This window comes from Mesorhizobium sp. M4A.F.Ca.ET.090.04.2.1, assembly GCF_003999085.1.
Classification (GTDB): Bacteria; Pseudomonadota; Alphaproteobacteria; order Rhizobiales; family Rhizobiaceae; genus Mesorhizobium.
In genome coordinates this window covers 1-26,791 of sequence record NZ_RZOT01000012.1, presented here as the reverse complement: position 1 = coordinate 26,791, position 26,791 = coordinate 1, and the positions used below count along the sequence as shown (strand labels likewise).

At 64.8% G+C, this 26,791-nt stretch carries 30 protein-coding genes and 1 pseudogene; 17 read left to right on the top strand and 14 right to left on the bottom strand.

Going from position 1 to position 26,791, the window contains the following annotated elements; all coding sequences use genetic code 11:
- From EN781_RS02210 to EN781_RS02200, 3 genes and pseudogenes are all read left to right on the top strand, one after another.
- A pseudogene (locus EN781_RS02210) lies at positions 1-231 on the top strand (sugar ABC transporter permease); the annotation flags it as partial.
- Positions 232-259: 28 nt separating this feature from the next.
- Positions 260-1,060 (top strand): ATP-binding cassette domain-containing protein, encoded by an 801-nt coding sequence (locus EN781_RS02205; RefSeq protein ID WP_126057993.1) that lies wholly within the window; start codon positions 260-262, stop codon positions 1,058-1,060.
- A gap of 123 nt (positions 1,061-1,183) precedes the next feature.
- The gene (locus tag EN781_RS02200; protein WP_126057994.1) at positions 1,184-2,806 is read left to right on the top strand and encodes a CHASE domain-containing protein; all 1,623 of its coding nucleotides are present in this window, start codon (positions 1,184-1,186) and stop codon (positions 2,804-2,806) included.
- A gap of 99 nt (positions 2,807-2,905) precedes the next feature.
- Here EN781_RS02200 and EN781_RS02195 read toward each other — a convergent pair whose 3' ends face one another.
- The 6 genes from EN781_RS02195 to EN781_RS02175 all read right to left on the bottom strand — a co-directional run bounded on the left by EN781_RS02195 (position 2,906) and on the right by EN781_RS02175 (position 6,361).
- Positions 2,906-3,148, bottom strand: coding sequence for a YMGG-like glycine zipper-containing protein (locus EN781_RS02195; protein ID WP_126057995.1), 243 nt, complete (start codon positions 3,146-3,148; stop codon positions 2,906-2,908).
- An 81-nt stretch (positions 3,149-3,229) separates the two neighbouring features.
- Positions 3,230-3,559 carry a hypothetical protein gene (locus EN781_RS02190; RefSeq protein ID WP_126057996.1) on the bottom strand — a complete coding sequence of 110 codons (330 nt, stop codon included), beginning with the start codon at positions 3,557-3,559 and terminating at the stop codon, positions 3,230-3,232.
- Between the two features lie 110 nt (positions 3,560-3,669).
- Complete coding sequence (locus tag EN781_RS34095; protein ID WP_189347275.1) at positions 3,670-3,846, bottom strand: hypothetical protein; 177 nt, start codon at positions 3,844-3,846, stop codon at positions 3,670-3,672.
- A gap of 162 nt (positions 3,847-4,008) precedes the next feature.
- A complete protein-coding gene (locus tag EN781_RS02185; protein WP_245455356.1) occupies positions 4,009-5,022 on the bottom strand; it encodes a sensor histidine kinase in 1,014 nt (337 codons plus the stop codon).
- Positions 5,023-5,208: 186 nt separating this feature from the next.
- Positions 5,209-5,373 carry a DUF1328 domain-containing protein gene (locus EN781_RS02180; protein WP_036240811.1) on the bottom strand — a complete coding sequence of 55 codons (165 nt, stop codon included), beginning with the start codon at positions 5,371-5,373 and terminating at the stop codon, positions 5,209-5,211.
- Between the two features lie 193 nt (positions 5,374-5,566).
- Positions 5,567-6,361, bottom strand: coding sequence for a response regulator (locus EN781_RS02175; protein WP_126057998.1), 795 nt, complete (start codon positions 6,359-6,361; stop codon positions 5,567-5,569).
- Between the two features lie 215 nt (positions 6,362-6,576).
- On the opposite strand from EN781_RS02175, the gene EN781_RS02170 reads away from it, so the two are divergent.
- Both EN781_RS02170 and EN781_RS02165 read left to right on the top strand, forming a co-directional pair.
- Positions 6,577-6,780, top strand: a complete 204-nt coding sequence (locus EN781_RS02170; protein ID WP_126059339.1) for a NepR family anti-sigma factor — start codon at positions 6,577-6,579, stop codon at positions 6,778-6,780.
- A 3-nt stretch (positions 6,781-6,783) separates the two neighbouring features.
- A complete protein-coding gene (locus EN781_RS02165; RefSeq protein WP_126057999.1) occupies positions 6,784-7,335 on the top strand; it encodes an RNA polymerase sigma factor in 552 nt (183 codons plus the stop codon).
- A 34-nt stretch (positions 7,336-7,369) separates the two neighbouring features.
- Here the strand turns inward: EN781_RS02165 and EN781_RS02160 are convergent, their stop codons facing one another.
- Positions 7,370-7,741 carry a response regulator gene (locus tag EN781_RS02160; protein ID WP_126059340.1) on the bottom strand — a complete coding sequence of 124 codons (372 nt, stop codon included), beginning with the start codon at positions 7,739-7,741 and terminating at the stop codon, positions 7,370-7,372.
- A 236-nt stretch (positions 7,742-7,977) separates the two neighbouring features.
- On the opposite strand from EN781_RS02160, the gene EN781_RS02155 reads away from it, so the two are divergent.
- Both EN781_RS02155 and EN781_RS02150 read left to right on the top strand, forming a co-directional pair.
- Positions 7,978-8,304 (top strand): DUF883 family protein, encoded by a 327-nt coding sequence (locus tag EN781_RS02155; RefSeq protein ID WP_126058000.1) that lies wholly within the window; start codon positions 7,978-7,980, stop codon positions 8,302-8,304.
- 10 nt (positions 8,305-8,314) lie between these two features.
- Positions 8,315-8,779, top strand: a complete 465-nt coding sequence (locus EN781_RS02150; protein WP_126058001.1) for a hypothetical protein — start codon at positions 8,315-8,317, stop codon at positions 8,777-8,779.
- A 54-nt stretch (positions 8,780-8,833) separates the two neighbouring features.
- Here the strand turns inward: EN781_RS02150 and EN781_RS02145 are convergent, their stop codons facing one another.
- The gene (locus tag EN781_RS02145) at positions 8,834-10,360 is read right to left on the bottom strand and encodes an HWE histidine kinase domain-containing protein (RefSeq protein WP_189347273.1); all 1,527 of its coding nucleotides are present in this window, start codon (positions 10,358-10,360) and stop codon (positions 8,834-8,836) included.
- Between the two features lie 151 nt (positions 10,361-10,511).
- On the opposite strand from EN781_RS02145, the gene EN781_RS34090 reads away from it, so the two are divergent.
- On the top strand, positions 10,512-10,679 hold the full coding sequence (locus EN781_RS34090) for a hypothetical protein (RefSeq protein WP_189347266.1): 168 nt from the start codon (positions 10,512-10,514) through the stop codon (positions 10,677-10,679).
- Positions 10,680-10,714: 35 nt separating this feature from the next.
- Here EN781_RS34090 and EN781_RS02140 read toward each other — a convergent pair whose 3' ends face one another.
- The gene (locus tag EN781_RS02140; protein ID WP_126058003.1) at positions 10,715-11,635 is read right to left on the bottom strand and encodes a diacylglycerol kinase family protein; all 921 of its coding nucleotides are present in this window, start codon (positions 11,633-11,635) and stop codon (positions 10,715-10,717) included.
- A gap of 250 nt (positions 11,636-11,885) precedes the next feature.
- Between EN781_RS02140 and EN781_RS02135 the strand changes: the two genes are divergently transcribed.
- On the top strand, positions 11,886-13,199 hold the full coding sequence (locus tag EN781_RS02135) for a PRC-barrel domain-containing protein (protein WP_126058004.1): 1,314 nt from the start codon (positions 11,886-11,888) through the stop codon (positions 13,197-13,199).
- A gap of 51 nt (positions 13,200-13,250) precedes the next feature.
- Here EN781_RS02135 and EN781_RS02130 read toward each other — a convergent pair whose 3' ends face one another.
- Positions 13,251-14,801, bottom strand: a complete 1,551-nt coding sequence (locus EN781_RS02130) for an alkaline phosphatase family protein (protein ID WP_127399742.1) — start codon at positions 14,799-14,801, stop codon at positions 13,251-13,253.
- A gap of 220 nt (positions 14,802-15,021) precedes the next feature.
- Between EN781_RS02130 and EN781_RS02125 the strand changes: the two genes are divergently transcribed.
- From EN781_RS02125 to EN781_RS02110, 4 genes are all read left to right on the top strand, one after another.
- Positions 15,022-15,954, top strand: a complete 933-nt coding sequence (locus EN781_RS02125) for a VOC family protein (RefSeq protein WP_126058006.1) — start codon at positions 15,022-15,024, stop codon at positions 15,952-15,954.
- Between the two features lie 3 nt (positions 15,955-15,957).
- Entirely contained in the window at positions 15,958-16,593 is a 636-nt protein-coding gene (locus EN781_RS02120; protein ID WP_126058007.1) for an alpha/beta hydrolase, read from the top strand.
- Entirely contained in the window at positions 16,586-16,885 is a 300-nt protein-coding gene (locus EN781_RS02115; protein ID WP_027166574.1) for a GNAT family N-acetyltransferase, read from the top strand. Before EN781_RS02120 ends, EN781_RS02115 begins: the two co-directional genes overlap by 8 nt.
- Before the next feature lie 142 nt (positions 16,886-17,027).
- Positions 17,028-18,086: a dipeptidase gene (locus EN781_RS02110; protein WP_126058008.1), complete on the top strand. Its 1,059-nt coding sequence runs from the start codon at positions 17,028-17,030 to the stop codon at positions 18,084-18,086.
- Position 18,087: 1 nt separating this feature from the next.
- Here EN781_RS02110 and EN781_RS34085 read toward each other — a convergent pair whose 3' ends face one another.
- Genes EN781_RS34085 through EN781_RS02095 form a run of 4 tightly spaced genes read right to left on the bottom strand, consistent with a single transcriptional unit; the run spans position 18,088 to position 22,694 of the window.
- Positions 18,088-18,255, bottom strand: coding sequence for a hypothetical protein (locus tag EN781_RS34085; RefSeq protein WP_189347280.1), 168 nt, complete (start codon positions 18,253-18,255; stop codon positions 18,088-18,090).
- Entirely contained in the window at positions 18,252-19,511 is a 1,260-nt protein-coding gene (locus EN781_RS02105; protein WP_126058009.1) for an aminomethyltransferase family protein, read from the bottom strand. Before EN781_RS02105 ends, EN781_RS34085 begins: the two co-directional genes overlap by 4 nt.
- 2 nt (positions 19,512-19,513) lie before the next feature.
- Positions 19,514-21,088 carry an NAD(P)/FAD-dependent oxidoreductase gene (locus EN781_RS02100; protein ID WP_126058010.1) on the bottom strand — a complete coding sequence of 525 codons (1,575 nt, stop codon included), beginning with the start codon at positions 21,086-21,088 and terminating at the stop codon, positions 19,514-19,516.
- The gene (locus EN781_RS02095; RefSeq protein WP_126058011.1) at positions 21,075-22,694 is read right to left on the bottom strand and encodes an NAD(P)/FAD-dependent oxidoreductase; all 1,620 of its coding nucleotides are present in this window, start codon (positions 22,692-22,694) and stop codon (positions 21,075-21,077) included. The genes EN781_RS02100 and EN781_RS02095 overlap by 14 nt, the downstream gene beginning before the upstream one ends.
- 198 nt (positions 22,695-22,892) lie before the next feature.
- Here EN781_RS02095 and EN781_RS02090 point away from each other — a divergent pair, with 198 nt between their 5' ends.
- From EN781_RS02090 to EN781_RS02075, 4 genes are all read left to right on the top strand, one after another.
- A complete protein-coding gene (locus tag EN781_RS02090; RefSeq protein ID WP_126058012.1) occupies positions 22,893-23,687 on the top strand; it encodes a methyltransferase domain-containing protein in 795 nt (264 codons plus the stop codon).
- A 27-nt stretch (positions 23,688-23,714) separates the two neighbouring features.
- Positions 23,715-24,380 (top strand): transcriptional regulator BetI, encoded by a 666-nt coding sequence (gene betI / locus EN781_RS02085; RefSeq protein ID WP_245455358.1) that lies wholly within the window; start codon positions 23,715-23,717, stop codon positions 24,378-24,380.
- Positions 24,381-24,432: 52 nt separating this feature from the next.
- On the top strand, positions 24,433-25,515 hold the full coding sequence (locus tag EN781_RS02080) for an ABC transporter substrate-binding protein (protein ID WP_126058014.1): 1,083 nt from the start codon (positions 24,433-24,435) through the stop codon (positions 25,513-25,515).
- 219 nt (positions 25,516-25,734) lie between these two features.
- Positions 25,735-26,791, top strand: a 1,057-nt coding sequence (locus EN781_RS02075; RefSeq protein WP_145965437.1) for a flavin monoamine oxidase family protein, incomplete at its 3' end; no start/stop codon positions are given.

Sequence of the window (26,791 nt, the reverse complement as noted above, 5' to 3'; positions counted from 1 at the left end):
CTGGGCACGCTGGACGAACTGCTGGTCATCGCCGCCGCCGTCATCGGCGGCACGTCGCTCGCCGGCGGCTCGGGAACCGTGCTGGGAGCCATGCTCGGCGCGCTTTTGATGCAGTCGCTGCAGTCAGGCATGGTGCTGCTCGGCATCGACTCGCCGCTGCAGAGCATCGTCGTCGGCGCGGTTCTGGTCGTCGCCGTCTGGCTCGACACCGTCTACCGCAAGCGAGTCTGAGCAAGAACTTCAGGGAGGAGACGCGACCATGGAAAAGACAGCTCCCACCACCGGCACGCCGCTGATCGACATGCGCAACATCTCGATCGCCTTCGGCGGCATCCGCGCCGTCGACGACGCCTCGATCGATCTCTTCCCCGGCGAGGTGGTGGCGCTGCTCGGCCACAACGGCGCCGGCAAGTCGACGCTTATCAAGATACTGTCCGGCGCCTACAAGCGCGACGCCGGCCAGATCTTCGTCAATGGCGAGGAGGCGCACATCTCCAACCCGCGCGACGCCAAGAAATACGGCATCGAGACGATCTACCAGACGCTGGCGCTCGCCGACAATGTCGACGCCGCGGCCAACCTCTTCCTCGGCCGCGAGCTGATGACCGGCTGGGGCACGCTCGACGATGTCGCGATGGAGGCCGAGGCGCGCAAGGTGATGGGCCGACTCAATCCGCGTTTCCAGCGCTTCAAGGAGCCGGTGATCAAGCTTTCCGGCGGCCAAAGGCAGTCGGTGGCAATCGCGCGCGCCATCCTGTTCAATGCCCGTATCCTGATCATGGACGAGCCGACGGCGGCACTCGGGCCGCAGGAGACGGCGCAGGTCGGCGAACTGGTCAAGCAACTCAAGGCCGACGGCATCGGCATCTTCCTGATCAGCCACGACATCCACGACGTGTTCGAGCTCGCCGACCGGGTCTGTGTGATGAAGAACGGCCAGGTCGTCGGCACCGCGCGCACCAGCGACGTCACCCAGGACGAGGTGCTCGGCATGATCATCCTCGGCAAATGCCCGCCTGGCGCCATTCCTGGGCCGGGAGCGCTGAAGATCGCCGCTTGAGTCTGTAAGCCGGCTAAGTGACGCTCGCGGATGGGCCAAGCGTCATGATGGTTTGACAGCGCCATTGTGTTGCCGCGGCGACTTGCTCATAAAGGAGCGTATGCTCAGGGGCACCGCCATCCTTTGAAGAAGTTCTTCCCGATCGTCGCCTTCATCGCCGTCGCGCTGATCAGCCTGACGATGGCGGGGTTCGCCTATTTCGCCACGCAGGAAGCGGCGCGAATCAAATTCGATGCGACAGCAGACGACGCGCTCAACCGCATCGAGAGCCGTATCGATCTCCATCTTTCGCTGCTGCGCTCGACCCAGGCGCTGTTCGACGCCCGCAATGGCGACATTTCACGCGGCGAGTTCAAGGCGTTCTTCAGCGCGCTCGATGTCGACAACAATTTCGCCGGCCTGCGCGGCATCGGCTTCCTGCGGCTGGCCAAGGCCGGCGACGAGGCGGCGGTCGAGCGCGACATCCTGCGCGACCACGGCGTCGCCCATCAGGTCTACCCTGCCACGACGCAACCCTGGCGCACGCCGATCGTGATGTTCGAGCCGATAGACCCGTCCAACCAGGCCAGCATCGGCTTCGACATGTTCACCGAGCCGGCGCGGCGGGCGGCGATCGAAAAGGCAATGGCCGACGATCAGCAGCATGCAAGCGGTCTGGTCCAGCTCGGCCAGGGAACCGGTGCCACTCAGACCTTCCCCGGCTTCCTGGTCTTCGTGCGGCTCAATGTCGAGACCGCGCCCGAAGTCATCAACGCCAGCCGCTCCTCGACCGCTGGTTTCCTCTATGCGGCGTTTCGTGCCCGCGATCTGTTCCAGACGGCGCTCAGCCGCACGCCGCTCCTGCCGGTCAACACGGAGATCTATGACGGCCAGCCTGACGCCGACAATCTCCTTTTCCGGTCGGAGACGCCGCCGGTGGAGACCTTTGGCGACAGGCTGCTGGTGACCCGCAAGATCGTCGTCGCCGGCCGTCCCTGGACTGTGCTGTTTCGGCCGACAAGCGCTTTCTCGCTGCCTTCGTCGCGCGCCATTCCGGTGATGCTCGGCCTGTTCGGGCTGCTGCTCGCCGGCGCGATCGCGCTGGTGGCGCGCTATCAGGAGCGGGCTTACGACGCAGTGTCGCTGCTACACGAGACGACGGAAAAGAGCCTGCTCGAAAAGGAGCTGATGCTGCAGGAAATGAAGCATCGCATCAAGAATTCGATCACGCGGGTGCTGGCGATAGCGCGCCAGACGGCCTCGCACGCCACCGACGTGAAGGAGTTCTCGTCATCCTTCGCGGCGCGGCTGCAGGCGATGGCAGCGTCCCAGGACATGCTGACCCGCTCGCGCTGGCAGAAGGCCGATCTCGGCGATCTCCTGCGCATCGAGCTCGGCCAGGTGTTCGGCAAGGAGCTTCCCGAAGACATATTGTCGGGGCCGGAGGTGCTGCTTGACGAGACGACCACCCAGGCGCTCGGCCTGACCTTCCACGAACTGGCGACGAACGCACTGAAATATGGCGAGGCCGGCAATTCCGTGGGAGCACTCAAGGTCGACTGGTTGCTGGAAGGGCGCGGCCGGGATCGGACGTTGGTGCTCAACTGGCGAGAGGCCGGGCAGAAGCAGCTCGAAGCACCGGCCAAGACAGGCTTCGGCACCAAGCTGATAGACCTCAACGTCACGCGCGAATTGGGCGGCACGATCAAGCGCGATTTTCGCGCCGAGGGGCTGGTGGTGGTAATCAGGGTCCCGCTGGCGGGGTGAATGGATCCCGTTCGCTCTGAACGGTCATTTTCAGGCGGCACAAACAAACGGAGACCGGACGAGCCGGCCTCCGTTCCTATTGCGCCTGATGCGAAGCGATCAGCAGCGTGCCGTGTAGAGACGGCCGCGATTGTCGCGATACTGGCAATAGCCATTGCGCAGGTTGCGGACCAGCAGACCCGAGCCGGCGCCGACGGCCGCACCGATCAGCGCGCCCTTGGTGCCGCCGATCAGGCCACCGGCGACAGCGCCGACACCGGCGCCAACGCCAACGTCCTGCTCGGTCGTGCTGCAGCCGCTGACAGCGACCACCGCAACCATGGCAATAATCATCTTCCGCATAGAGTCACCTCTCCTTTGTCCTCACTTTAGGAGGCTACAACCGCCATTTAACATGAAACAACAGCCTTGGCCCGCTCGATTTTATTGTTGACCAAGATAGGTTTTTTCGGGGCGCGCACTGTTGTTGGAGGCAAGGACGAGGCTGGATACCTGCAATGATGCGTCGAGCGTGCCATCCGCACGCACGTTCCAGACGACCTGGTCGTAGTCGTCCTCCAGCGCCGGATCGACAGCGAGGCACTCGGCAACGACATGAGCAGCCTGACCCTGAACGTCGGCCATGGCGAAAGGCCGCTCGGCAGTGCATTGTTCGGCGGTCTCGAAGACGCTGACTGGCACCGACAATTCGCGGCATTCGGTCATGGAGCCGGAGCAGCCGATAACCAGCAGCAAGGCAGCGATATGTTCCATGGCGAGAATCCTCTCGCCACAAAAACGGACCAAAACGGGCAAAGTTCCTGCGCAGGCGGTGCCGCATCGAATAAATTGGCGGTCAGGCGCGCGACAGCGGATCGCGGGCGTCAGTTGAACTGCGTGGCCAGTGTCAGCGCGATGGCCGCGACCAAGGCAACGGCGACCAGCCGAAGCACGGGATGGGTGGCGCGGGCCGAGGTCGAGGGCGGAGCTTCGGCATCCTGGAAACCGCTCATCGAGACGCGAGCGGCCTGCTCCAGCCTGTTCATGTCGGCAACCGTCAAGACGATTCCTCCCCTGTTGCGCCGGACCCGACGGCGGCCGCAGGCCATCGCCAGGTTTCAGCGTCATCTGGGAAGAACAGCATCGGACTTTATGGTGAACAGCCGGTTAAGGATGTTGTCCGCGGGCCACAGCGCCGTCTTCGGCGCGCCTGTCGATCCATGTCAGTCCGTTTCGAAATTGCCCTTGGGAATGACGAGGCCATATTCGAGGCGATCTTCCGTGATCTCGAGCGTCGCCGTGCCGTTCAGCGACGTCGGCACGACGCGTTCCAGGGCGACGCTGCCAAAGCGCTTCTCGTTGTGCCCGACCTCACGGCCTCCGATGGCTTCGACCCAGATCAGCGACAGAGCAGGTTCGCCGTCGGCGGCAGTCGTCAGTCTGGCCGTCACCTTGACATGGCCGTTCGGCCGCGACAGGGCGCCGTAGCTAACCGAATTGACGGCGAGCTCATGCATGGCGAGACCGACATGCAAGGCGGCGTTGGGATTGAGGTAGGGGTTTGCGCCCTCGAAGCGCACGCAGCGTCTGGGGTCGGCGGCATAGCGGCCGACCTGGCCGGAAACGAGCTCGTGAAGCTCCGCACCCCGCCAGTTGGAGGATGTCACCAAATCCTGCGAGGCGGCCAACGACTGCAGCCGGCCGCGGAAGCGCGTTAGGAAATCACCCGACGTTCCGGAATAGCGACTGGTCTGGCTGGCGATGCTCTGGATGATGGCGAGCAGGTTCTTCGAGCGGTGGCTGACCTCGCGCAGCAGCGTCTTGAGCGTTTGCTCGCGGCGCTTCTGCTCGGTGGTCTCGACCATGGTGGTGACGACGCCCTGCACCTCGCCGCCGTCGCTGTGATCGGCGTCGATCCAGACCTGGAACCAGCGGACGCCGTCTTCGGCGGGCACGCCGAGCTCGAGCCGTTCAGGGTTGCCGGAGGCTATGACGCTGCGCTTGGCGGCGCCGATACGCTCGGCCTGCGCCGGCGGCAGGATGCCGTTGCTGTCTGGCGTGTCCGAGGCCCATGGCGCGCGCATGTTGCGCGCCCAGATCGTCTTCATCTCGCGGTCCTGGTAGAGCACCGAGATGCCGGCGTTGTGCAGCGCGTGGAGAAGAGCCCGGCCAAGCTGCATTCCGCTTTCGGCCGGATGCAGGGCGATGACCTCTTCGCCCTGCCCGCTGTTGCTCATGTTTGCGGCCTTGGAACGCATCGATCGCTTGCCACCGAACTCAGGCTGAACGGCCTATTGCAAAATGGGTTCCTGAAATGAGGATCCAGATACGGTCCGCCGAGCGGCATCTCGTTGGAGGATACCGCCCGGCGGGGGCTGGAAACCGTTTGAGGGGTGCGGCTTCCAGTGTTCGGAGGCTCGCCCTCACGCCCGTTTGAACAGGCCGGCAATGAGCGAGATGATCAGGAAGGCGAGGAAGATGAAGAAGAGTATCTGCGCGATGCCGGCCGAGGTGCCGGCGATGCCGCCGAAACCAAGCGCACCGGCGATGATCGCCACGACGAGAAAAACGAGCGCCCAGTAAAGCATGATCCGTCTCCTTCCTATGCTGCGGTAAAACGTGGGTGGGTAGCGTTTGTTCCACCATTTACCGAAAAAGACGATCCCTGGAAGGGGTGGGATGCGAATTCCAAAGTCTCGCCGCGACGCCCGTCCGAGACGCGCCGAAAAGCTCTATTTCATGCGGGATGGCGGACGGCGGCGGGGCGCGCGGCACCCCGTACTACGCCGCAGCCTTGGCCTGCCGATCGAAGAACAGCGCCTGGCTGATCAGCGCCTTCACCATGTCCGGGTTGAACGGCTTGGTCACCAGGAAGGCCGGTTCCGGCCGCTCACCGGTCAGCAGGCGCTCGGGAAAGGCGGTGATGAAGATCACCGGCACCGGCGTGGAGGACAGGATCTCGTTGACGGCCTCGATGCCCGAGCTGCCGTCGGCAAGCTGGATGTCGGCCAGCACCATCTTCGGCCTGGTCTTGCCGAAAATCGCCACCGCCTCGGCATGGGTGCGCGCGGTGCCGACGACGCGATGGCCAAGGCTCTCGACCATTTCCTCGATGTCCATGGCGATCAGCGGCTCGTCCTCGATGATCAGCACGTCGGTCGCCACCTGGCGGGAAATCTCGTTGCTCGCCTGGGCAAGCAGATCGGAGAATTCCTGCTCGTCGGCATCCAGGATCTCGGCCGCCTCGTCCTCGCTGAAGCCTTCGACGGCGACCAGCAGGAAGGCCTGCCGGGGCCGAGGGGCAATCGCGTTGAGATTTGCGGCCGCCCGCTGTTCCCATGCCGACTGTGCGTGTTCCTGCGGAACACGGATGGCGACCGACGTGAAAAGCCTGGCGAAGACCTTGTAGAGCGCGATGCGGTCGTTCGACGCCTGGGGAAAGATGTCGACATCGGAGATGATGGCCTCAAGCATCGCGGCGACCAGCGCGTCGCCGCTCTCCTGCGATCCGGAGACGGCGCGCGAGAAGCGGCGCAGGAACGGCAGATGCGGCGCGATGGTGGCGGAAAGGCTCATGATTGACGTCTCCCTCAGATGACGCAGTTGCATAGGTTGCCGGTCAAGCCGATGGCAAGCCCCGAAAAAATGAAACGCCGGCTTTCCGAAAAAGTTCCTATGGTGTGGAACTAATATAAGGGGACGACGTTTGAGGTCGGGACGGGCAACCAGACGAGGGTGCCGCTTTGCGTTGTGTGTTAGGGGCGGCCAGGGTGCTGGAAATAAAGGGCGAAATGAAGGATATGACGAAAGACACTTCGGCTGGCGCCGCAGGCAGGCGCCGGGCTATTTCCGGCGACCCGCTCGGGCCAAACTCGGAAATCGGCCGCAAACTCAAGCAATATTACGACGAGCTGGTCTCCGATCAGGTGCCGGACCGCTTCTCCCAATTGCTCAGTCAATTGGAGCAGGCAGACCCCGCACGGAAAAAGGATTGAAGCATGGCGGCCGTCTCGCAGAGCTTCAAGACCGACCTGCTCGGCTCGATCCCGAGCCTGCGCGCCTTTGCGGTATCGCTGACGCAAAACGCCGACAAGGCCGACGATCTGGTGCAGGAAACGCTGGTCAAGGCCTGGGACAAGCATGAAAGCTTCCAGCCGGGCACCAATCTCAAGGCCTGGCTGTTCACAATCCTGCGCAACGAGTTCTATTCGCAGATGCGCAAGCGCGGCCGCGAAGTGCAGGACAGCGACGGCATCATGACGGCGAGGCTCGCCGTTCATCCGGCCCAGCACGGCCAGCTCGATCTGAAGGATTTTCGAGGCGCGCTCGAACAGTTGCCGGAGGATCAGCGCGAAGCCATCATCCTGATCGGTGCATCGGGCTTTTCCTACGAGGAAGCGGCGGAAATCTGCGGCTGCGCCGTCGGAACGATCAAGAGCCGTGTCAGCCGTGCACGTGCCAGGCTGCAGGAAATCCTGAAGATATCCGGCGAAGACGAGTACGGTCCGGATGCGATATCGGCGCAAGTGACAGGGTCGAACGCCGCCTAAGGGTCCGGGCGACCTCGAAGCCGGCTTTCAGCACTCATGCCAGCGGTCCGCGGCCGCAGGCCGCCGCCACCGCCTCGACAAGATCCTCCCCGGAGAAGGGTTTGCTGACCAGCCTGATCTCCGGAAAGGACGTCTTCAATTCGTCCAGGTCGGAATAGCCGGAGGCGAAGATGAAGGGCAGGCCGGATTCGCGCAGCCGCGAGGCGAAGTCGAGGGTAGAGGCGCCGCTCAGCATCAGGTCGACGATGGCGGCGTCGAATCGGGCGGCCACATGCTCCGGCTCGATCTCGGTGAGGTCGCCCGCAACGACCACGTCGCCGGCGCCATAGTCGCGGCACAGCTGTTCGACATCCGCGGCGATGAGGAATTCGTCTTCCAGGACGAGAATCCGCAATCCGTCAAGCAATGGCACCTAGCAAAATCTCCTCAGATATGCCTCCCAGAAGAGGCAGTCATGAGCGCTATCGGGCGCGCTGTCATTTAAAAAGTTATGTCGGAGCGCCGACGAATTTTTGATGAGACAGGAGCGAGCGGTCCGGATCCGGCACGGCCTCGCCGAAGGGTTCCGCCAATTCCATTTACTGGCTCGGAACCTTGCCGTGTGTCGGGCGTTGAAAGCAAGCAAACGCAAGGAGTTAAGCCATGGCGAGCGCCGCAGGAAGAGCCGCGAATGACGGCCGGACGAGTCCAGACCTCGAAGCCGACATCAGGCAACTGAAAGCCGACATCGAAAAACTGACCAAGCAGTTGGCGAAGACCGGCGAGCACGGCTATGGAACGGCGCGGCGGGCCGCCAGCGAAGGCGTCGAGCAATTGCGCGCCCAAGGCGAAGCTGCCTTCGAAGGATTGCGCGGCAATGCCAGGGACATCGAGGCGCAGATCGCCGCCAATGTGCGCGAAAAGCCGGTGACCTCGCTGGCGATCGCGGCAGGTGTCGGCTTTCTGTTCGCGCTTCTGGCGCGGCGCTAGTTCCGCACAGATGGGAATGCTGGCATCGCTGATTTCGGCTGTCGCCTCCGGCGAGGCCGTCGCGGCGCTCGGCCGCGCGCGGACGATGGCGATCGTCTACGGCGTTGCGGCGCTCGCGGCACTCACCGGCCTCGGCTTCCTCATCGGCGCGGCCTATATCTGGGCCGCCGGACGCTATGGCCCGATGGCGGCCTCGCTGGGCTTCGGCATCGGCTTCCTCTTGATCGCCGGACTTATCCTTGTTGTCTACCAGTTGTCGGCGGGCCTGCGGGCGCGGCGCCGGGCACGCCGGCGCCTCGCCGATATGAAGGCGCTTGGCATCACCGCCGCGCTCGCCGCGCTACCAGTTCTGCTCAAGGGGAAGGGCGGGCTCGGCGCCGTTCTTGGTCCGGCGCTGGCGTTGGTTGCCTATGCGATCTACCGGGAGAATGCGAAGCCGGACCACGGCAAGGATCCGGACAACGAGACAGGCTAGAACGATTCCAGGTAACCGGTTCGCACTTGTCCTGGAATTGCTCAAGTTCCATAGCTATTTGGGCAGATCCTCCAACGGCATCGATATTTCGGCAAAGACGCCGTCCGGGCGGAATTCGTGCTTCACTGCGCTGGAGATGACCTTGGTCAGGCCGCGGCGGATCAGGATCGAGCCGAAGCCGTGACGATCCGGCGGCTCCACCTGAGGGCCGCCGGTTTCGCGCCAGGTCAGCACCAGGCGACGAGTGCCCTTTCTGCCGTGCGTCTTCCAGCCGAGTTCGACCCTGCCGGACGCTACCGACAGCGATCCGTGCTGCAGGGCGTTGCTTGCCAGTTCATGCAGGATCAGTCCGAGCCCGACCGCCTGGTCGGGGGTGAGCAGCAAGTCGTCGCCAGTGATCGTCATGCGCGGCTGCTCGGCGCTATCGAACGGCTTGACCTCGACCTGCACCAGCTCGTTGATGCCGATGCCGCGCCATTCGCGATCGGACAGGAGGTTGTGGGCGGCGCCCAGCGCCTGCAGCCTTGCGCCGAAGGCTTCCAAGAACTCGCTCGGCCGGCGGGCGTGGCGAACGGTCTGCGTCGCCAGCGCCTGCACCGTCGCCAGCGTGTTCTTGACCCGGTGGTTCAGCTCGCGCAGCAACAGCCGCTGGCGCTCGTCGCCGAGCTTGCGCTCGGTAATGTCGTAGTTGACGCCGAAGATCAGTGTCGGCTTGCCGTCGTCCTCGCGTTCGATGACGCGGCCACGCGTGGCGATCCAGCGCGGCGGGTAGATACCCTTCACCCGGTATTCGCCGAAATAGTCATCGCTACCGGTCAGCGCGTCGCGAAAGCGCGTCTCGGTCTGATAGACGTCGCGCGGATCGATGGCCGCCAGGATGTCGCGCGCCTTCAGCCGGTTCGAGCGCGGCAGGTTGAAAAGTTCGGACAGCAGCACGTCGCATTCGATGATGTCGGTGCGGATGTCCCATGCCCAACTGGCGAGCGAGGCGGCGTCGAGGGCGATGGCGCGGCGCTTTTCCTCCTGCGCCAGCGCCTCTTTTGCGATAGCGCCGCTGCGGGTTGCGTCCTTCAGCGCGAACAGGCTGGCGGCGAGTTCGGCCAGCGCCTTCAGCTGGCCGAGCTGATCAGCCGACGGAAAGGCGCGCGGCTTGCGGTCGAGCACGCAGAGCGTGCCGATGCGGGCGCCTGCCACGACCATCGGCACGCCGGCATAGAAGTGGACATGATGCTTGCCGGTGACTGCGGGACTCGCGGCGAAGCGTGGGTCGAGGGTCGCGTCGGTCACCACCATCGGCTCGTCGCCGGCGGCGATGGCATGTGCACTGAAGGGCATTCCGGTGGTGGTTTCGGTTTCGCCCAGGCCCAGGCTGGATTTGAACCACTGGCGCTCGGCATCGACGAGGGTGATCAGCGCGATCGGTGCCTGAAGCACAGCGGCGGCAAGACCGGTGACGCGGTCGAAATCAGGATCGGGCTCCGTGTCAAGCAGACCATGAAGCACGGCCAGGCGGTGCTCCGCCTTCACCGCGCCAAGGACATCGGCCGGCAGTCCCGGCGTTTTGCGCACCCTGCTATCCACCAAGCCCCCAAATGCCGCGTCCTGCAGCCAGCACCCGCGGTGCCGACATATGCCAACGCCCCAGGCTGCGGAACCTTCGCGGCGAGGAACCGTTACCCGACCATATTCTGCCAGACGCGCCGGCCGGTGCCAAACGATACGGAGGCCGACCATGACCAAGATCATTCCCGAGGAGAAAGCCCGCCAGGGACGCTGGGGGGTCAATGTGCTCAAGATTCTTGTCGCAGGGCTGCTTCTGGCATTCGTTGCGTGGGGGATCGCGGAGATTTATGGCGAAGTCATCAAAGCTCCGACCACCGAGCAGGGGCCCAAGGGCTAGAGGCCACGTCCGCGTCCATCTCGTTTCCCGGTGCATCACGCCGCCTCTGCCCGCGCGACCCGAGACGGCACCAGCACCTTTAGCGCACCGGGGTGAATTGCGATCTCGGTCTCGCGTTCGAGTTGGACGAGCTCGCCATCCATAACGGCGCGGTATTTGCTGCTCGCGGCATGGATTTTCAGCCTGGCACTCTCCGCCTGATGGATTTCGACATGGGCGCTGTCGCGCCATTTGCCACGCGCCATGTCGAAGAAGACCCTGACCAGCTCGCCACGCCTGCGCGCCACCGAGATGTAGATGCCGAGCACGCCGCCGGCGGGGTTGTCGGCATAGGGCAGGTGGCCCTCGCCGAACAGGTTGTTGGTGACACCGATGCCGGTGGCGCGGGTCACGATCTCGGCCTCGCCGATGGTGAGTGTCACCTTCAAGGCCGGCGGGTTCTTGATCGTCGCCCAGGCGGCACGCGCCGAGGCCCGCATCTTCCCAAGGCGCGAGCCGAATTCCATGCCCTCGCGCAGCTGCACCATCTTGGCGTGCAGGCCGATGGAGAATTGGTGGATGAAAGGCCGGCCATTGGCGCTCGCCATGTCGACCGCTATCACCTCGCCATCGGCAAAGGACTTCAGCGCCGCGTCGAGCGTCTGCGGAACGCCGAGCCCGCGGGCGAAGAGGTTCATCGTGCCTGCCGGCAGGATGGCCAGCGCCGTCTTGCGGTTCATCAGCAGGCCGGCTGCGGCCGAAATGGTGCCGTCGCCGCCGCCGGCCAGTACGACATCGACGTCGCGCCGCCGGGCCGCCTTTTGGAGGGCCGCTGCAATGTCTTCGCCGGCAACCACATCGACATCCACGGAATGGCCGGCCGCCTCGAGCGTTTGGCGCAGCCGGTCACAGAAGCCGGAAAGATCGGTTGTCCGCAACGTGCCGCCATCCCGGTTCAGCACCGCCGCAAATCGCATGCCCCACTCCGTTGTCGCACACCGAGCCGCGATAGGCTCAGCCGCAGGCTGAAACGGAATGGCTAGAGAAAGGTTCCCGGGTCCGGTGAAACCGGCCAGCGCCAGCAATTTCATGGGCTTGTCCGAAGCGCGCAGCCGCATTTTTCGGAACAACGATGTGGTCACGACGTTGTGAACCTGTAGAAACGCCGCGGCCGATCCTCCAGCGACGGTGCGGTGGACCCGAAATCATGCACGAGGAGGAAGCATCATGATACGCACCCTTTTTGCGACCACCGCGCTCGCCACACTGATTGCAGCCGGCGCCTACGCGCAGACAGCGACGACCCCGGCGCCAGCCACGCAGAACGAGGCGCCGGCCGCCCCGGTGATGCGTGCCGAGGGCAGCCTTGCCACCAACATCATCGGCGAGTCCGTCTATAACGGCACGGCCGACGATGCCCAGGATATCGGCAAGGTCAGTGATGTCGTCTTTGACGAGACCGGCAAGGCGAAATCCGCCATCATCGGCGTTGGCGGTTTCCTTGGCATAGGAGCCAAGGACGTCGCCTTCGACTACGACAAGCTGCAATGGGTCGAGAAGAACGGCGACCGCTGGCTTGTCGCCGAGACGACGAAGGAAGCCCTGACGGCCCTGCCGGACTTCGACAGGAAGCCGTATGATCCGGCACCGGCTGCTCAGACCGACACGACAGCGCAGGCGCCGTCGACCACGACGGACGGCACTGGCGCGCAGAAGCCTGTCGATATGAATGCCGCGCCGGCTGAACCGGTGAAGAAGGCGGATGGCAACCTCGCCACCAACATAATCGGCGAATCCGTCTACAATGGCACAGCCGACGACGCGCAGAACATCGGCGACGTCAATGACATCGTTCTCACCAAGGACGGCAAGGCCGAGGCGCTCGTCATCGGCGTTGGCGGCTTCCTCGGCATAGGCGAAAAGAACGTCGCCTTTGACTTCGCCAAGGCCAAGTGGGCCGAAAAGAACGGCGATCGCTGGCTGGTCGCCGAGACCACGAAGGAAGAGCTGCAGGCGCAGCCGGACTTCAACCGCAAGGCCTACGATCCGGCGCCGGCAACCACAGCGTCGACCGAGGTCCCGAAGGCCGCGGCTCCGACTGCGACCGCTCCGGCGCCGATGGACAAGACAGCCGAGGCCCCGGCCGCTCCTGCGCCTGACGCCAAGGCAACCGACCCGACACAGACCGCGGCAATCGATAAGTCGACGCTGACGGAGATGCCGGTCGGCGAGATCCGGGGCGACGACCTGAAAGGGACGACCGTCTACGGCGCCAACGATGTCCAGGTCGGCGAGATCGGCGATGTCGTGCTGACGCCCGACAACAAGCCGGACGCGGTGATCGTCGATGTCGGCGGCTTCCTCGGCATCGGCGAAAAGGAAGTCGCTGTCGGCATGGACAACCTCAAATTCATGACCGACAAGGACGGCAAGAAGTACCTCTACACCACCTTCACCAAGGAACAGCTCGAAGCGCAGGCGGCCTATGACAAGGGCAGCTACGCCGAACAGCGGGACCAGCAGAGGATGATAGTGAAGTAAAGGCAATGGGAGTTGGGCGGTAGGCAGTAGGGAAGCAAGCTTTTCTACTGCCTACTGCCTATTCACATATCCAACCACGCCATCCTCCGTTAGCTCCGCCAGCGCCAGCGACTGGTCGAGATGCTCGGCCCGCCAGGCCAGCAGCCTTTCAGCAAATTGCAGTCGGACCGCGAGATAGGCAGGATCGTTGGCGACGTTGGTCAGTTCGCCCGGGTCCCTCGCAAGATCGAACAGCAACGGCGGCAGGCCGCCGCCGAAATGCACATATTTGAAGTCGTTCGAACGGATGACGGCGAGGTTGCACTGGCGCGAGCCGATGCCGAAGTGGCGCTCGGCCTCGCCGTCGGCCACCGAGCGGAAATCGAATTCCCAACGCGCGGCGTCGCGCCAGTCGCGCGGCGCGCCGCCTTCCAGGAACGGTTTCAGTGAGCGGCCGTCGAGGTGCGGTGGCGGATCCTCGCCGAGGAGATCGAGCAGGGTCGGCAGGATATCGACGGCTTCGCTGAAGCAGTCGACCTTGCCGCCGGTCGCATGGCCCAGGCGCGGGTCGCGGATGATCAGCGGGATGTGGTAGCTGCCGTCGAAGAAGCCGCCCTTGCCGAGCATGAAATGCTCGCCCATCATCTCGGCGTGGTCGGAGGTCAGCGCGATCACGGTCTCGTCCCAGGCTGTCGCCGCCTTGAGCGCCTGCCAAAGGCGTCCGAGTTGCGCGTCGACTTCGGAGATCATGCCGTAATAGATGGCCCGGATGGCGCGGATATTGTCCTCGCCCCAGTCGCGCACCCTGCCTTCGGCGCCGGGGCGGAAGTTCTGCCGCATCCGGCAGTCGAGATCGTAAGCGAGGTAAGGGTGGCTCTCGGCCTCGGCCTGCCAGCGCCCGGCGCGACTGAAAGCGGGACCGTCGGCCGGATCATACATGGTGTTGTAGGGCCCAGGCACGATGAAGGGCGGGTGCGGGCTGATGAAAGAGAGATGCGCGAACCAGGGCGCGCCGCGCTCCTGCTCGCCCAGCCAGCGGATGGACTCACCAGCGAGGAAAGCCGTCGGCGTCTGGTCCTGCGAGTAAACGGGTGGCGCATTGGACACGGGGTCGCTCGGTTCGCCAACCGGGCGGTGGATGTCCGGATGGCCGGCACTGACGTCGATGCCTTGGGCCCGCAGCCAGGATAGCCAAGGCTTCTGATGCTCGGGCAGGAATTGGCGCACCGTGAAGCCGGGCAGGACGCCCTCATAGGTTCTCAGCCTGGGGTCGCCGGGTGAAAGCAGGCGCGGATCGAGCGAGACGTCGGTATAGCCGAAAAGCGTCGGGTCATAGCCAAGCGCCCGGGCGGCAAGCGCGATGTTGCCGTGGCGGGCATCCAGCGGCGTGCCGTTGCGGCAGACGCGGTTGTTCATCTGATAGAGGCCGGTATAGAGGCAGGCGCGCGCCGGCGAGCAAGGGGCCGCGCCGCCATAGTGCCGGCGAAACAGGACGCCCTCGGCGGCAAGCGCGTCGGCATTCGGCGTTTTCACCACGGGATGACCGGCGGCGGAGAGGCAATCGCCGCGCCACTGGTCGCATGTGATCAGGAGAATGTTGGGGCGTCCGCTCTTGCTGGCCACGCGCTTGCTCCTTATCCGGCACGCCGCTCATGGAGCCGAATTCAGGCCGCCGCGCAAGGCCCCTGCCCATCTATTGATTGGTGAACAAACAGTGCGATATTGTTCACTTTTACAGCACAGTCCATTCTGTGTTTGCGTCCTTTGCCGCGGCCGTGCCGATCCTCATATTGGCGTGGACAGCGGCGAGGGCCGCACCAGCCAAAAAGGAAGGAGCAAGACAATGCTCGACCAGATCAAGGGCCTGCATCACGTGACCTCGATGGCCAGCGATGCACGCCTGAACAATGAATTCTTCACCAGGAAACTCGGCCTGCGCCGGGTCAAGAAGACCGTCAATTTCGACGCGCCCGACGTCTACCATCTCTACTATGCCGACGAGGTCGGCACGCCGGGTTCGGTGATGACCTATTTCCCGTTCCCCAATATCGGCAAGGGCCGGCATGGGGTGGGCGAGGTTGGCACCACGGTCTATTCGGTGCCCGAAGGCACGCTTGCCTATTGGGAAAAGCGCTTCGCCGACGAAGGCGTGAGCGGCGTTTCCCGCACGGAGAGCTTCGGTGAGAAGCGGCTCAACTTCGCCGGTCCCGACGGCGACGGTTTTGCGCTGGTCGAGGACAGGTCCGATAGCCGAGCGCCCTGGGTGAAGGGCGGGGTCCCGACCGACGAGGCGATCCGCGGTTTTCACTCGGTCGCCCTGAGGCTGAAGGACGGCGGCGCCACCGAGGAGTTGCTGAAGTTCATGGGCTACGAGGAGGTCGACAAGTCCGGCAATATCCGCCGGCTGGCGATCAAGAACGGCAATGGCGCCGATGTGGTCGACATCGAATCGTTGCCGGGTGCCGGCTTCGCCAATCTCGGCGCCGGCTCGGTCCACCATGTCGCATTCGCGGTCGAGGATCGCGCCAGGCAGCTCGAGGTCCGCAAGGCGCTGGTCGATACGGGCTACGGCGTGACACCGGTGATCGACCGCGACTATTTCTGGGCGATCTATTTCCGCACGCCGGGCGGCGTGCTGTTCGAGGTGGCGACCAACGAGCCGGGCTTCAACCGCGACGAGGACACCGCCCATCTCGGCGAGGCGCTGAAGTTGCCGACGCAGCACCAGCACCTGCGGCCCTATCTCGAACAGCACCTGCAGAAGCTGGAAGACTGAGCCATGAGCAAGGATGCCTACTTCCACAAGCTGCTGCCCGGTTCGCCGGGCAGCCCGCTGCTGTTCGTTTTCCACGGCACAGGAGGCGATGAGAACCAGCTGATATCGCTGGGGCGCGAGCTTCTGCCCTCGGCAACCATCGTGTCGCCGCGCGGCGACGTGTCGGAGCAGGGCGCCGCGCGCTTCTTCCGCCGCACCGGCGAGGGCGTCTATGACATGGACGACCTCGCGCGGGCGACCGGCAAGATCGCCGGCTTTATGAAGGCGCATGTCGAGGCGGCGAAACCCTCGGCAGTTCTCGGGCTCGGCTATTCCAACGGCGCCAACATCCTGGCCTCGGTGGCTTTTGCGCAGCCAGGCCTGCTCGACGCGGCGGCGTTGATGCATCCGCTGATCCCGTTCGAGCCGCAGGTGAAAGGCAGCCTTGCCGGCCGCCATATGCTGATCACGGCCGGCAAACGCGATCCGATCTGTCCGCCCAGCCTGACGTCACGGCTGGAGGCCTATTTGCGCGCCGATGGCGCCGATGTCACAGTGGAATGGCACGATGGTGGGCACGAGGTGCGGCCGAACGAAATCGAGGCGGCGCGGCGGTTCTTCGCCGCCTTGCCGGTTGAAGGGAGCGTGAGCAATGGCTGATCAATTGCCCGAGATCGAACTGGAGGATCGCGGCTCCAAGGGCCGCTATGTTCTGCGCGGGCCCGGCGGCGCCGAGGCCGAGATGACCTTCACCAAGATCGGCGAGCACCAGCTCATCATCGACCACACCGAGGTGCCGGACGTGTTTCGCGGCCAGGGCGCGGGGCTTCGCCTCGTCACCCGCGCCGTCGAGGACGCGCGCGCGGCCGGCAAGAAGATCATCCCGCTCTGCCCGTTCGCCAACGCCCAGTTCCGCCGCCATCCGGAATGGGCCGACGTGCTGAAGCAGTAGTCGCCGCCCCTTTGGGTCGGCAGCCACAAATCCAAGCGCCGGTCTGGCATTTGCGCGATTTAGCCATCTTGCCTAAGTAGAGGTATCGTCCGCGGGCGCATTCGCCGTCCGCGGCCCGCCACCTCAAGCCAATGGCCTCCTGATGACCGCAACCGACCTCATCCCCGTCTTCGACGGCCACAACGACACGCTGCTCAGGCTCTACCAGTCGAAGGAAGCGGATGTCGAAAAGCTGTTCATCGAAGGCACGCCGGGCGGCCATATCGACCTGCCCCGCGCAAAAAAGGGTGGCTTTGCCGGCGGCATGTTCGCGATCTTCCCGCCGCCGATCCAGAAGACCAAGCGCAGCGCCGTGCCGCCGGCGCCGAGCGACAACGAACCCCTGCCGCCGGAGCTGCCGCGTGCCGAGGCGGTCACATCGACCATCGGCATGGCCTCGATCCTGTTTAGGCTGGAGCGGGCAGGCGCGCTGACCGTCTGCCGCAGCGCCGGTGACGTGCGCGAGGCGATGGCGAAGGGCTCGATCGCGGCGGTGTTCCATATCGAAGGCGTCGAGGCGATCGATCCCGAGCTTGCCATGCTAGACGTGCTGCACGTCGCGGGGCTGCGCTCGCTGGGCATCGTCTGGAGCCGCCCCAACGCCTTCGGCAACGGCGTGCCGTTTCGCTTTCCGTCGTCGCCGGACACAGGGCCCGGCCTGACCGACGTGGGCAAGGCGCTGGTCAAGGCCTGCAACCAGCTCAGAATCATGATCGACCTCTCGCATCTCAACGAAAAGGGTTTTCGCGACGTGGTCGCGCTCAGCGATGCGCCGCTGGTCGCTACCCATTCCAACGTGCATGCGATCTGCGGCCATTCGCGCAACCTGACCGGCTGGCAGCTCGGCGCGATCCGCGAGACAGGCGGCATGGTCGGCCTGAACTTCGCCACCGGCTTCCTGCGCGAGGATGGCAAGATGAACGCCGATACCGGGCTCGACATCATGGTCCGCCATATCGACTCGCTGCTGCAGGCGCTAGGCGAGGATGGCGTCGGGCTGGGCTCGGATTTCGACGGCGCGATGATCCCGGCGGTGATCGGCGATGTCGCCGGCCTGCCCAAGCTGATCGATGCGCTGGCCGCAGGCGGCTTCGGGCGCGCGCTGATCGAGAAGATCGCTTATCGCAACTGGTTGAGCGTGCTGGAGAGAACGATAGGTTAGGTTACAGCACGCAGCCGATGCGCTTCAGCCAGTCCTTGCCGACGCCGCGATCGCGGGGCAAGGGGTCTTCGTGATCTAGGCGGGCGCAGATGCGGTAGACCTCGAGCGTCTCGGCATTCATCTCTCCGCGCTTGAAGAAGATCGTCGTCCGCTTGGCTTGCCATGTCAAAAATCCGCCGGCGGGCTGGCGGTGCGACGGTCGAGCCTGATAAAGGGGCGCTGCACCACCTTCGCGCGTTTCATCAGCTTCTGGTACTGCAGCTCGCGCATGGCGTAGATCTCGACCCAGAGGTCGTCGACGATCGTATCGCCATAAGGCCGCTGCAGCGAGGCGAGAGCGATGTTGCGCTTGGCCATCGGCGACCACATGGCGGCGCTGACCAGCCCGACCTCCTGGCTCTTGCGATAGTAGACGATGGCATGCTCGGCCGGGATGTTGCCCTCGATCTCCAGCCCGACCAGCACGAGGCGCAGCTTCCTCTTCGTCCGCGCTTCGAAAATGGCACGTCGGCCGTTGAAGTGCCCCTTCTCGGGATCGACCATGAAACCGAGGCCGACCTCGTCCGGCATGCGCAGGCGGTCGGCGCGAATGGCATGCTCGGCGGTGGTGAAGTCGGCATTGGCGACGATCAGGCCGGCTTCGAGCCGGGCGCGGTTCAGCGCCGTGTAGCCGATGGCGCGGATGCCGCGCAGTTCGCCCGCCGCCATCAGCCGGTCCCACAGGCTCAGCGCCTTGTCGGCGGGCACGAACAGCTCGTAGCCGAGATCGCCGGTGAAGCCGGTGCGCGAGATCGTAACGGTGGCGCCGTCATGCGCGAACTCGGCGAGGTCGAAAACCTTCAGCCGCTCGACACCGGCAAAGCCGGCGTCGCGCAGGATGGCGAAGGAGGTCGGGCCTTGCAGCGCCAATCCGGCGACGGCTTCGGTCTCCTCCTCGACGTTGACCTCGTAGCCCATGGCGCTGTCGAGCAGCCAGGGCAAATGCCGCTCCTGCGAGCAGAGGCGAAAGCGCGTCGGCGACAGCCGCAACAAAGTGCCGTCGTCGAGGACAAAACCTTCGTCGTCGCACCAGGCGGTGTAGTGGACGCGGCCGGGCTTCAGCCTGGTCACGTCGCGCAGCGTGACACGGTCGAGATAGGCTTCGGCGTCCGGCCCCTCGATGCGGTATTTCGTCATCGGCGAGATGTCGAAGAGTGCCGCCTGGCTGCGGATGGCGAAATATTCGAGCTCCTCGTCCCATAACGAGTGCGGGGCGCGATAGCCGGCCCAGCTGTACCACTCCTGCTTCAAGCCCAGCGCGTCGATGCGCGGCTGGAAGGGCGTGCCCAGCCGCAGCGTGCGGAAGTGTGATTGCGCGATGGTGCGGGCTTCGAGCGCTGCATCGGCCTCGGTCTCGACGGGCTTCTTCCTGGTTGCTTGCGCCATGCTCATGCCCTCATCGCGATGATGCGGCGCGCGGCGTTGAGGCCGGGCGCGCCGGAGATGCCGCCGCCCGGGTGCGAGCCGGCTCCGGCGAGGAACAGTCCTTCGAGCGGGGTGTCGTAGCCCGACCAGCCGGAGACCGGCCGCGACACCAGCATCTGGTCGGCCTGCAATTCGCCATGGTGCCAGTGGCCGCCGGGCATGCGGTAGCGCGCCTCGATGTCGGCAGGCGTCAGAAGCTCGGCATGGCGCACCGTCGCGCCGATGCCCGGCGCGTAGGTCTCGAGCTGTGCCATGATCGCCTTGAGGAATTGCGGCCTGCCGGCGGCCCAGCCCGCTCGCAGCGCATAGGGGGCATATTGCACCACGGCCGAGAGCACGCAGGCGCCGGAGGGTGCCAGCGAGGCATCGGCCAGGCTGGGCAGCGTGATCTCCATCACCGGCTCGGGCGAGAACGCGCCATATTTCGACGGGTTGAAGGCGCGCTCGACATGGTCGGGCGAGGGCGCGATGACCAACCGGCCCTTGTGGCCGGCAGCGCCGACGCCGGAAAATTGCGGCGGTTGGTCGAGCGCCAGATGCAGCTTCGCCGCGTCGCCCTTCATGCGGATGTTCTTCACCCTGCGCACGAAGCCCGTGTCGACCTCGCGCGGGCCGACGAGATCGAGGATGGTCGTCGCCGGATTGATGGCGGAAACGACAGTCTTTGCCCGCAGCGTCTCGCCGCCTTGCGTGACGACGCCGACGGCGCGGCCCTTCTCGACGACGACCTTGGCGACCGGCGATGCCGGGCGGATCGTCACACCTGCCCTCTCGGCCGCCGCGCGGATGGCGGCGACGATGGCGCCCATGCCGCCTTTCGGCAGCATCTGCGCGCCGGCAAGGCCGCCGATCTCGCCGGCCAGCCGGTAATAGAGACCGAGCAGCGAGGTCGGCGAGCGCGGGCCGAGATGGGAGCCGAGCGTCGCGTCGAAAGCGAGCAGGCCCTTCAGCCTGTCGTCCGAAAGCTGCTCGTCGAGCAGGTCGTAAGCATTCATCAAAAGCACGCGCAGGAAGTCGCGCATGTCCTCCTTGCCGAGCCGCTTCAGCGCCAGCGCGGTCTGGCCGAGGCCGGTCATCTCGGCGATCGACATGCCGGCAAGATCCGGCGGCCGGCGCGACAGGAACGGCTTCAGCACGCCGGCATAGCGAAGCAGCTGCGCGCGCAGTTCCTTCCATGCGGATTGCTCGGTGGGGCTGGCGCCGGTCAGCACCTCGCCATAGGCACCGTGCAGCACCAGCGGGCCGTCCTTCGACAGCGCGACCGAAGGCACGATATCGGCGCGCTCGACCTTGAGGCCGCGGCGCTCCAGCTCCAGCGTCTTCACCACATCGGGATGCAGGCGGTTGAGCAGGTGGGCGACCGCCGAGACACGAAAGCCGGGCGCGAATTCCTCGGTGCGGGCGGCGCCGCCGACATCACTGCCTGCTTCGAGCAGCAGCACCTTGCGGCCCGATTTCGCCAGCGTGGCGGCGGCGACGAGGCCGTTGTGGCCGCCGCCGATGACGATGGCATCCCAATTCACTTCAGATGACGTCATGGGCCGGGCTCATATGTGAGGTTGGCTTGGCGAGATCGCGCAGGATCTCGGCGGCGGCGTTGCGTCCGGGCGCGCCCATGACGCCGCCGCCCGGATGGGTGGAGGAGCCGCACATATAGAGCCCGCCCACCGGCGAGCGGTATTGCGCGTAGCCAGGCACCGGGCGGTTGAACAGCAATTGGTCGAAGGTCAGTTCGCCCTGGAAAATGTTGCCTTCGGTGAGGCCGACCTCGGCCTCGATTTCGCGCGGCGTGCGCACCTCCATATGGACGATGCGGTCGCGGAAGCCGGGCGAGTATGCGGCGATCTGCGAAATCACGCTTTCGGCGAAGCCGTCGCGGTCGGCGTCGGTCCAGTCGCGGCCGTCAATCTTCGGCGGCGCGTATTGCACGAAGCAGCTCATGAAATGTTTTCCCGGCGGCGCCATGGTCGGGTCGAGCGTGGTCGGGATCATCATGTCGAGGAAGGGGTCGGCCGACCAGCGATCGGCCTTCCAGTCGTCATAGGCGCGCTCCATGCGCTCGATGGAATCGGTGAAGTGCATGTCGGCGCGATAGACCGGCGAATCCTTGGGCAGGGCCCGGAATTCGGGCAGCGAATCCAGCGCGATGTTGACCTTGCCGGAGGAGCCGCGGATCTTGAAGTTCCTGACACGGCGCAGAAAGATGTCGGGCAGTTCCTTCTCCTCGATCAGCTTCAGGAAGGTGCGCTTGACGTCGGCGTTGGAGATGACGAGCTTGCCGTAGATCTCCTCGCCGCCGGCGAGCACGACGCCTTTGGCCTTGGCGTTCCTGACCAGCACATGATCGACCTCGGCGCCGGTGCGGATGGTGCCGCCGGAGGCCCTGAAGGACGCGGCCAGCGCCTTGGTGACGGCGCCCATGCCGCCGCGCGCATAGCCCCAGGCGCCGACCGAGCCGTCGACCTCGCCCATATAGTGGTGGAGCAGCACGTAGGCCGTGCCCGGCGACATCGGCCCGAGCGCGGTGCCGATGATGCCGGACAGCGCGAAGTTAGCCTTGATGACGTCGGTCTCGAAATACTCGTCGAGGAAGTCCGAGATCGACATCGTCCAGAAGCGCAAGGTCAGCGCCATCTCCTCGGCCGTTAGGCCAGCGAACTTTTTCCCCAGATAGAGCATTTCGCCGAGGTCGCGCGGCTTGAAACTGGTCGGGTCGGGCGCGGTGCGCATCAAGAGCGGCTGGATGAAGCGGCATTGCCGCGTCACGTCGCGCGAATAGCGGTCATAGGCCTCCGCGTCGCGCCTGGAAAAGCGGGCGAACTCGCGGCGATGCGCGTCATGGTCGCGGTAGTTGGCGAGATAGTCGCCGTCGCGTGTGAACACCGCGCCGCCTTCATAGGAGATCACCTGCAGCCCGAAGCGCGGCAGCTCCAGGTCGCGCATGATCTCTGGCCGGAACAGCGAACAGACGTAGGAACAGTTGGAATAAAGGAAGCCTGGCGTCAGCTCGCGGCTGGTGGCGGCGCCCCCGACCCAGTCGTTCTTCTCGACGACCAGCACGTCGAGCCCGGCGCGCTGCAGGTAACAGGCATTGACCAGGCCGTTGTGGCCGCCTCCGATGACGATCGCATCCCACGCCTTCATGTGCGCTCAACCTCCATCCGGATGCCCTTCTTTTTGTGTGGTCTGTTCCCCGATGCGTCGAATTTGGCACGGATCAAGGATTTCTGTCTAGCCATTTTGAATGAATGTTCAACAAATGGTGTTGCGTTTTCCTGTTTATGCGCTAGGCTTTGCGGGCAATTGGAACTGGCCACTTTCGAAATCTTGGGTTGAGATCCGATGATCGAAACGGCGGACGCCGAGCCGGAGTACGACGACACCGCCATTCGCTTCCTGGAGGCGCTCTGGGGCGACGGCTATCTGTCGCCGGGCGGACCCGAGGAGGTCGACAGGGTGGTAGAAGGCCTGTCGCTGAAGGGCAAGACGATCCTCGACATCGGCTGCGGCGCCGGCGGGATCACGCTGCATCTGGTCAAGCGTCACGGCGCGGCGTATGCCACCGGCTTCGATGTCGAAGGACCCGTCATCGAGGCCGCCAGGCAACGGGCGGCCGCGAGATCTCTCGGCGAGCGCACCAGCTTCATCCAGGCGCCGCCCGGTCCGCTTCCCTTCGCTGACGCATCCTTCGATGTCGTCTTCTCCAAGGATGCGCTGCTGCACGTGCCCGACAAGGACGCGTTGTTCGCCGAGATCTTTCGCGTGCTGAAGCAGGGTGGCGTCTTCGCCGCGTCGAACTGGATGATTGCGCATGACGGCGAACCGTCGCCGGAGATGAAGGCCTATGTCGCGGCCGAAGGCCTGTCCTTCACCATGGCCTCGCCGGCGCGCTATGCGCAGGCGATGCGCTTGGCGGGCTTCGCCGATATCGCCGTGCGCGACCGCAATCCCTGGTATCGCGAAGTGGCGCGCGACGAGCTGGCGCGGCTCAAGGGGCCGCTTTATTGGCCTGTCGCCGCCGTGGTGGGTGCCGCCTATGTCGACAAGAACATCCATACCTGGGAGGCGATGCAGAAGGTGCTTGACAGTGGTGAGCACCGTCCCACTCATCTGCGCGGTTGGAAGCCGGTGGTATAGCCGGCGATGCTGGAGACCGTGACGCTCATGAAGACTGCAGAGGCCAGGAAGGTTCTCCCCGAACCGTCGCGAAAGGGCGACGCCGAAAAGCGCGGCCGCAAGGCCTCGAAGGAGGTCAGGCAGCTGCAGCTGATCGAGGCGACGATCGATTCGCTGGCCAAGCGCGGCTACGCGGAGACGACGATGGCCGATGTCGCCGATGGCGCCGGCCTGTCGCGCGGCATCGTCAACTTCCATTTCGAGAGCAAGGAAAAGCTGCTGATCGCCACGCTGCAGCACATGTATGACGAATATTCGGCGCATTGGCGCGCGGCCCTGCAGAAGGCTGGCGATGATCCGGCAAGGCAGCTGCAGCTGCTGGTGTGGGCCGACTTCGACCGCTCGATCTGCAACAAGCGCAAGCTCGCGGCATGGCTGGCCTTCTGGGGCGAGGCCAAGTCGCGGCCGACCTACCAGGCGCTGAGCAGCTCGCGCGACAACTACTACCAGCAGGTCTTCATCGATCTCTGTGCGAAGCTCAAGGAGAGCGGTGGCTACACCTATGAACCCCAGGTCATAGCGCTGGCGCTCAGCGGCATGCTCGAGGGGCTCTGGCTGCGGCTGATGATGGGCACCGAGGACACCACCCGCGAAACCGCGCTGCAGGCGGCGAATGCGTTCCTGGCGGCGGCATTTCCCAGGCACTACCCATGAGAAGAAGGCCGGCCGACGAGCCGGCGGAAAAGACAAGGAGGATGGAACAGCAATGAGAACCCTGAGCCGACGCCTGACGCTGACCCTGGCACTGACCGGTGTGCTCGCCGCTTCCGCGGCGGCGCTGGCGGTTGCCGCCGACAAGGACCTGATCGTGTTCGACTGGTCCGGCTATGAGGATCCAAGCTTCCACGGGAAGTATGTCGAGAAGGATGGCGACTCGCCGACCTTCGCCTTCTTCGGCGACGAGGACGAGGCCTTCGAAAAGGTGCGCTCCGGCTTCAAGGCCGATCTCGGCCATCCCTGTTCGCAAAGCGTGGTGAAATGGCGCGAGGCCGGATTGCTGCAGCCGCTCGATACGTCGAAGATCATGGGCTGGAAGGACCTCAATCCCGGCATCATGGCGATGAAGGATCTCGCTACCACAGCCGACGGCAAGGCCTGGTTCATGCCGTGGGACTGGGGCGACACCCAGCTCACCTACAATTCCGAAAAGATCGACGAGAAGGACGTGCAGTCGCTGAAGGCCTTCGCCGATCCGAAGTTCAAGGGCCGGGTCTCGATCGGCGACAATGTCGACGACGCCTATGCGCTGGCAAGCCTCGCCATCGGGCTCAAGGACTGGACCAAGATGACGGACGACCAGTTCAAGCAGGCCTCGGATTTCCTGCGCCAGGTGCACAAGAACGTGCGCTCCTACTGGACCGACACCACCGACATCGTGCAGCTGCTCTCCGGCGGCGAGGTGGATCTCGCCTGGGCCTGGAACGACGCGGCGGTGCAGTCACAGGCCGCAGGCGTGCCGATCAAGTCCAGGAAGGACACCGAAGAGGGCATGTCGACCTGGGTGTGCGGCTATGTGCTGTTCAAGGATGCGCCGGGCAATGTCGACAAGGCCTATGACTATCTAAATGCCGTCAACGATCCCTCGGTCGCCAACATTCTGGTCAAGGACTGGGGCTACGGCCAGGCCAACGCCAAGGGCATGGCCGGTGTCGACCAGGCGGTGCTGAAGGAAAAGGGCTACGACAATGTGGAAAAGTGGGTCGACAAGACGCTGTTCCAGCAGCCGCTGCCTTCCGAGCTGAAGCTCAAGATGATCGCCGAGTTCGAGAAGATCAAAGCCGGCTATTAGGCCTGATTCTGGTGTCCCGTCCGCTCCGGCGGACGGGCTCGCCAACGCCCGGGAATTCTCCTAACCTCCCCCGTCGCTTTTCGCGACGGGGGAGTTTCGCGTCATGAATTCCACGATTCGTTGCCTTGCTCTTGCCGCCGTCGTCACCGTCGGAGCGGGCGCCGCCTACGCGCTTGCCGATGGCATGGTGGCCGCGTTCGAGAAGATCAAGGCCGGCTATTGACGACGGCAGCTGACAGAACCGGAGTCGTCATCGTCGGGGCCGGCTTCACCGGCCTGACGGCCGCGCTCGAGCTGAAGAAGGCCGGCATCGATTTCCTCGTGCTGGAAGCGCGCGACCGGGTCGGCGGGCGGGTGGAGGCGACGCGGAACGGGCTCGGCGAGCTGATCGACCGTGGCGGCCAGTTCCTGTGCGAGGACATGCCAGAGCTGATGGCGCTGGCTAAGGCGCGCGGCAAGACATTCGTCGAGACCTATGTCTATGGCGATTTCATCACCCATCCGTCGATGTCGGCCGGCCAGGCGGAGCGGACCTATGTGACCGCGATGGCGATCCGCGAACGCATGAACCGAATCGAGCCGGACGATCCCGCGATCGCTGGGCTGACCGTCGCCGGCTGGCTGCAACGCCAGGAGGATCCGGCCGATGCCAAGGCGGCCTTCCGTTCGATGATCGAGGGCCTGTGGTGCCTGGCGCTGGACAAGCTGCTGCTCTGGTATCTGATCGACAATGATCGCCGCATCACCAACGAAGTGCCGGAGCTGCAGTATTTTCTGCGCGAAACCATGCAGTCGCTGGCCGAGGACCTTGCCGGCGACCTCGGCGACCGGCTGCGGCTGAACGAAGCGGTCATTCGCATCGAGCGCCGACCGTCAGGCGTTCGCGTCGTCTCGGGCAGTGCTGCCATCGAGGCGCGCGAGGCCCTGGTCGCCCTGCCGCCTGCGACGGCCGACAAGCTCGATTTTCAGCCCGCCTTGCCGGCGGCCTTGAAGAAGGCGCTTGGCGTCTGGGAAAGCGGCGCGGTGGTCAAGATACTGATCCGTTACCCCAAGCCGTTCTGGCGCGAACGGGATCTGAGCGGCATGGTGATGTGGCGCGACATGCCGGGCCTGTTTGCATGCGACGCCAGCAAGGATGCCGAGCACGCAGCGCTCGTCGTCTTCATCGGCGGACCGCTGGCGCTGCGCTGCCGCAAGCTGAGCGCCGCGGCGTTGCGCGCCGAAGTCACGGCGAAGCTCGTGGATGCGCTTGGCCCGGAGGCGGCCGATATGCTCG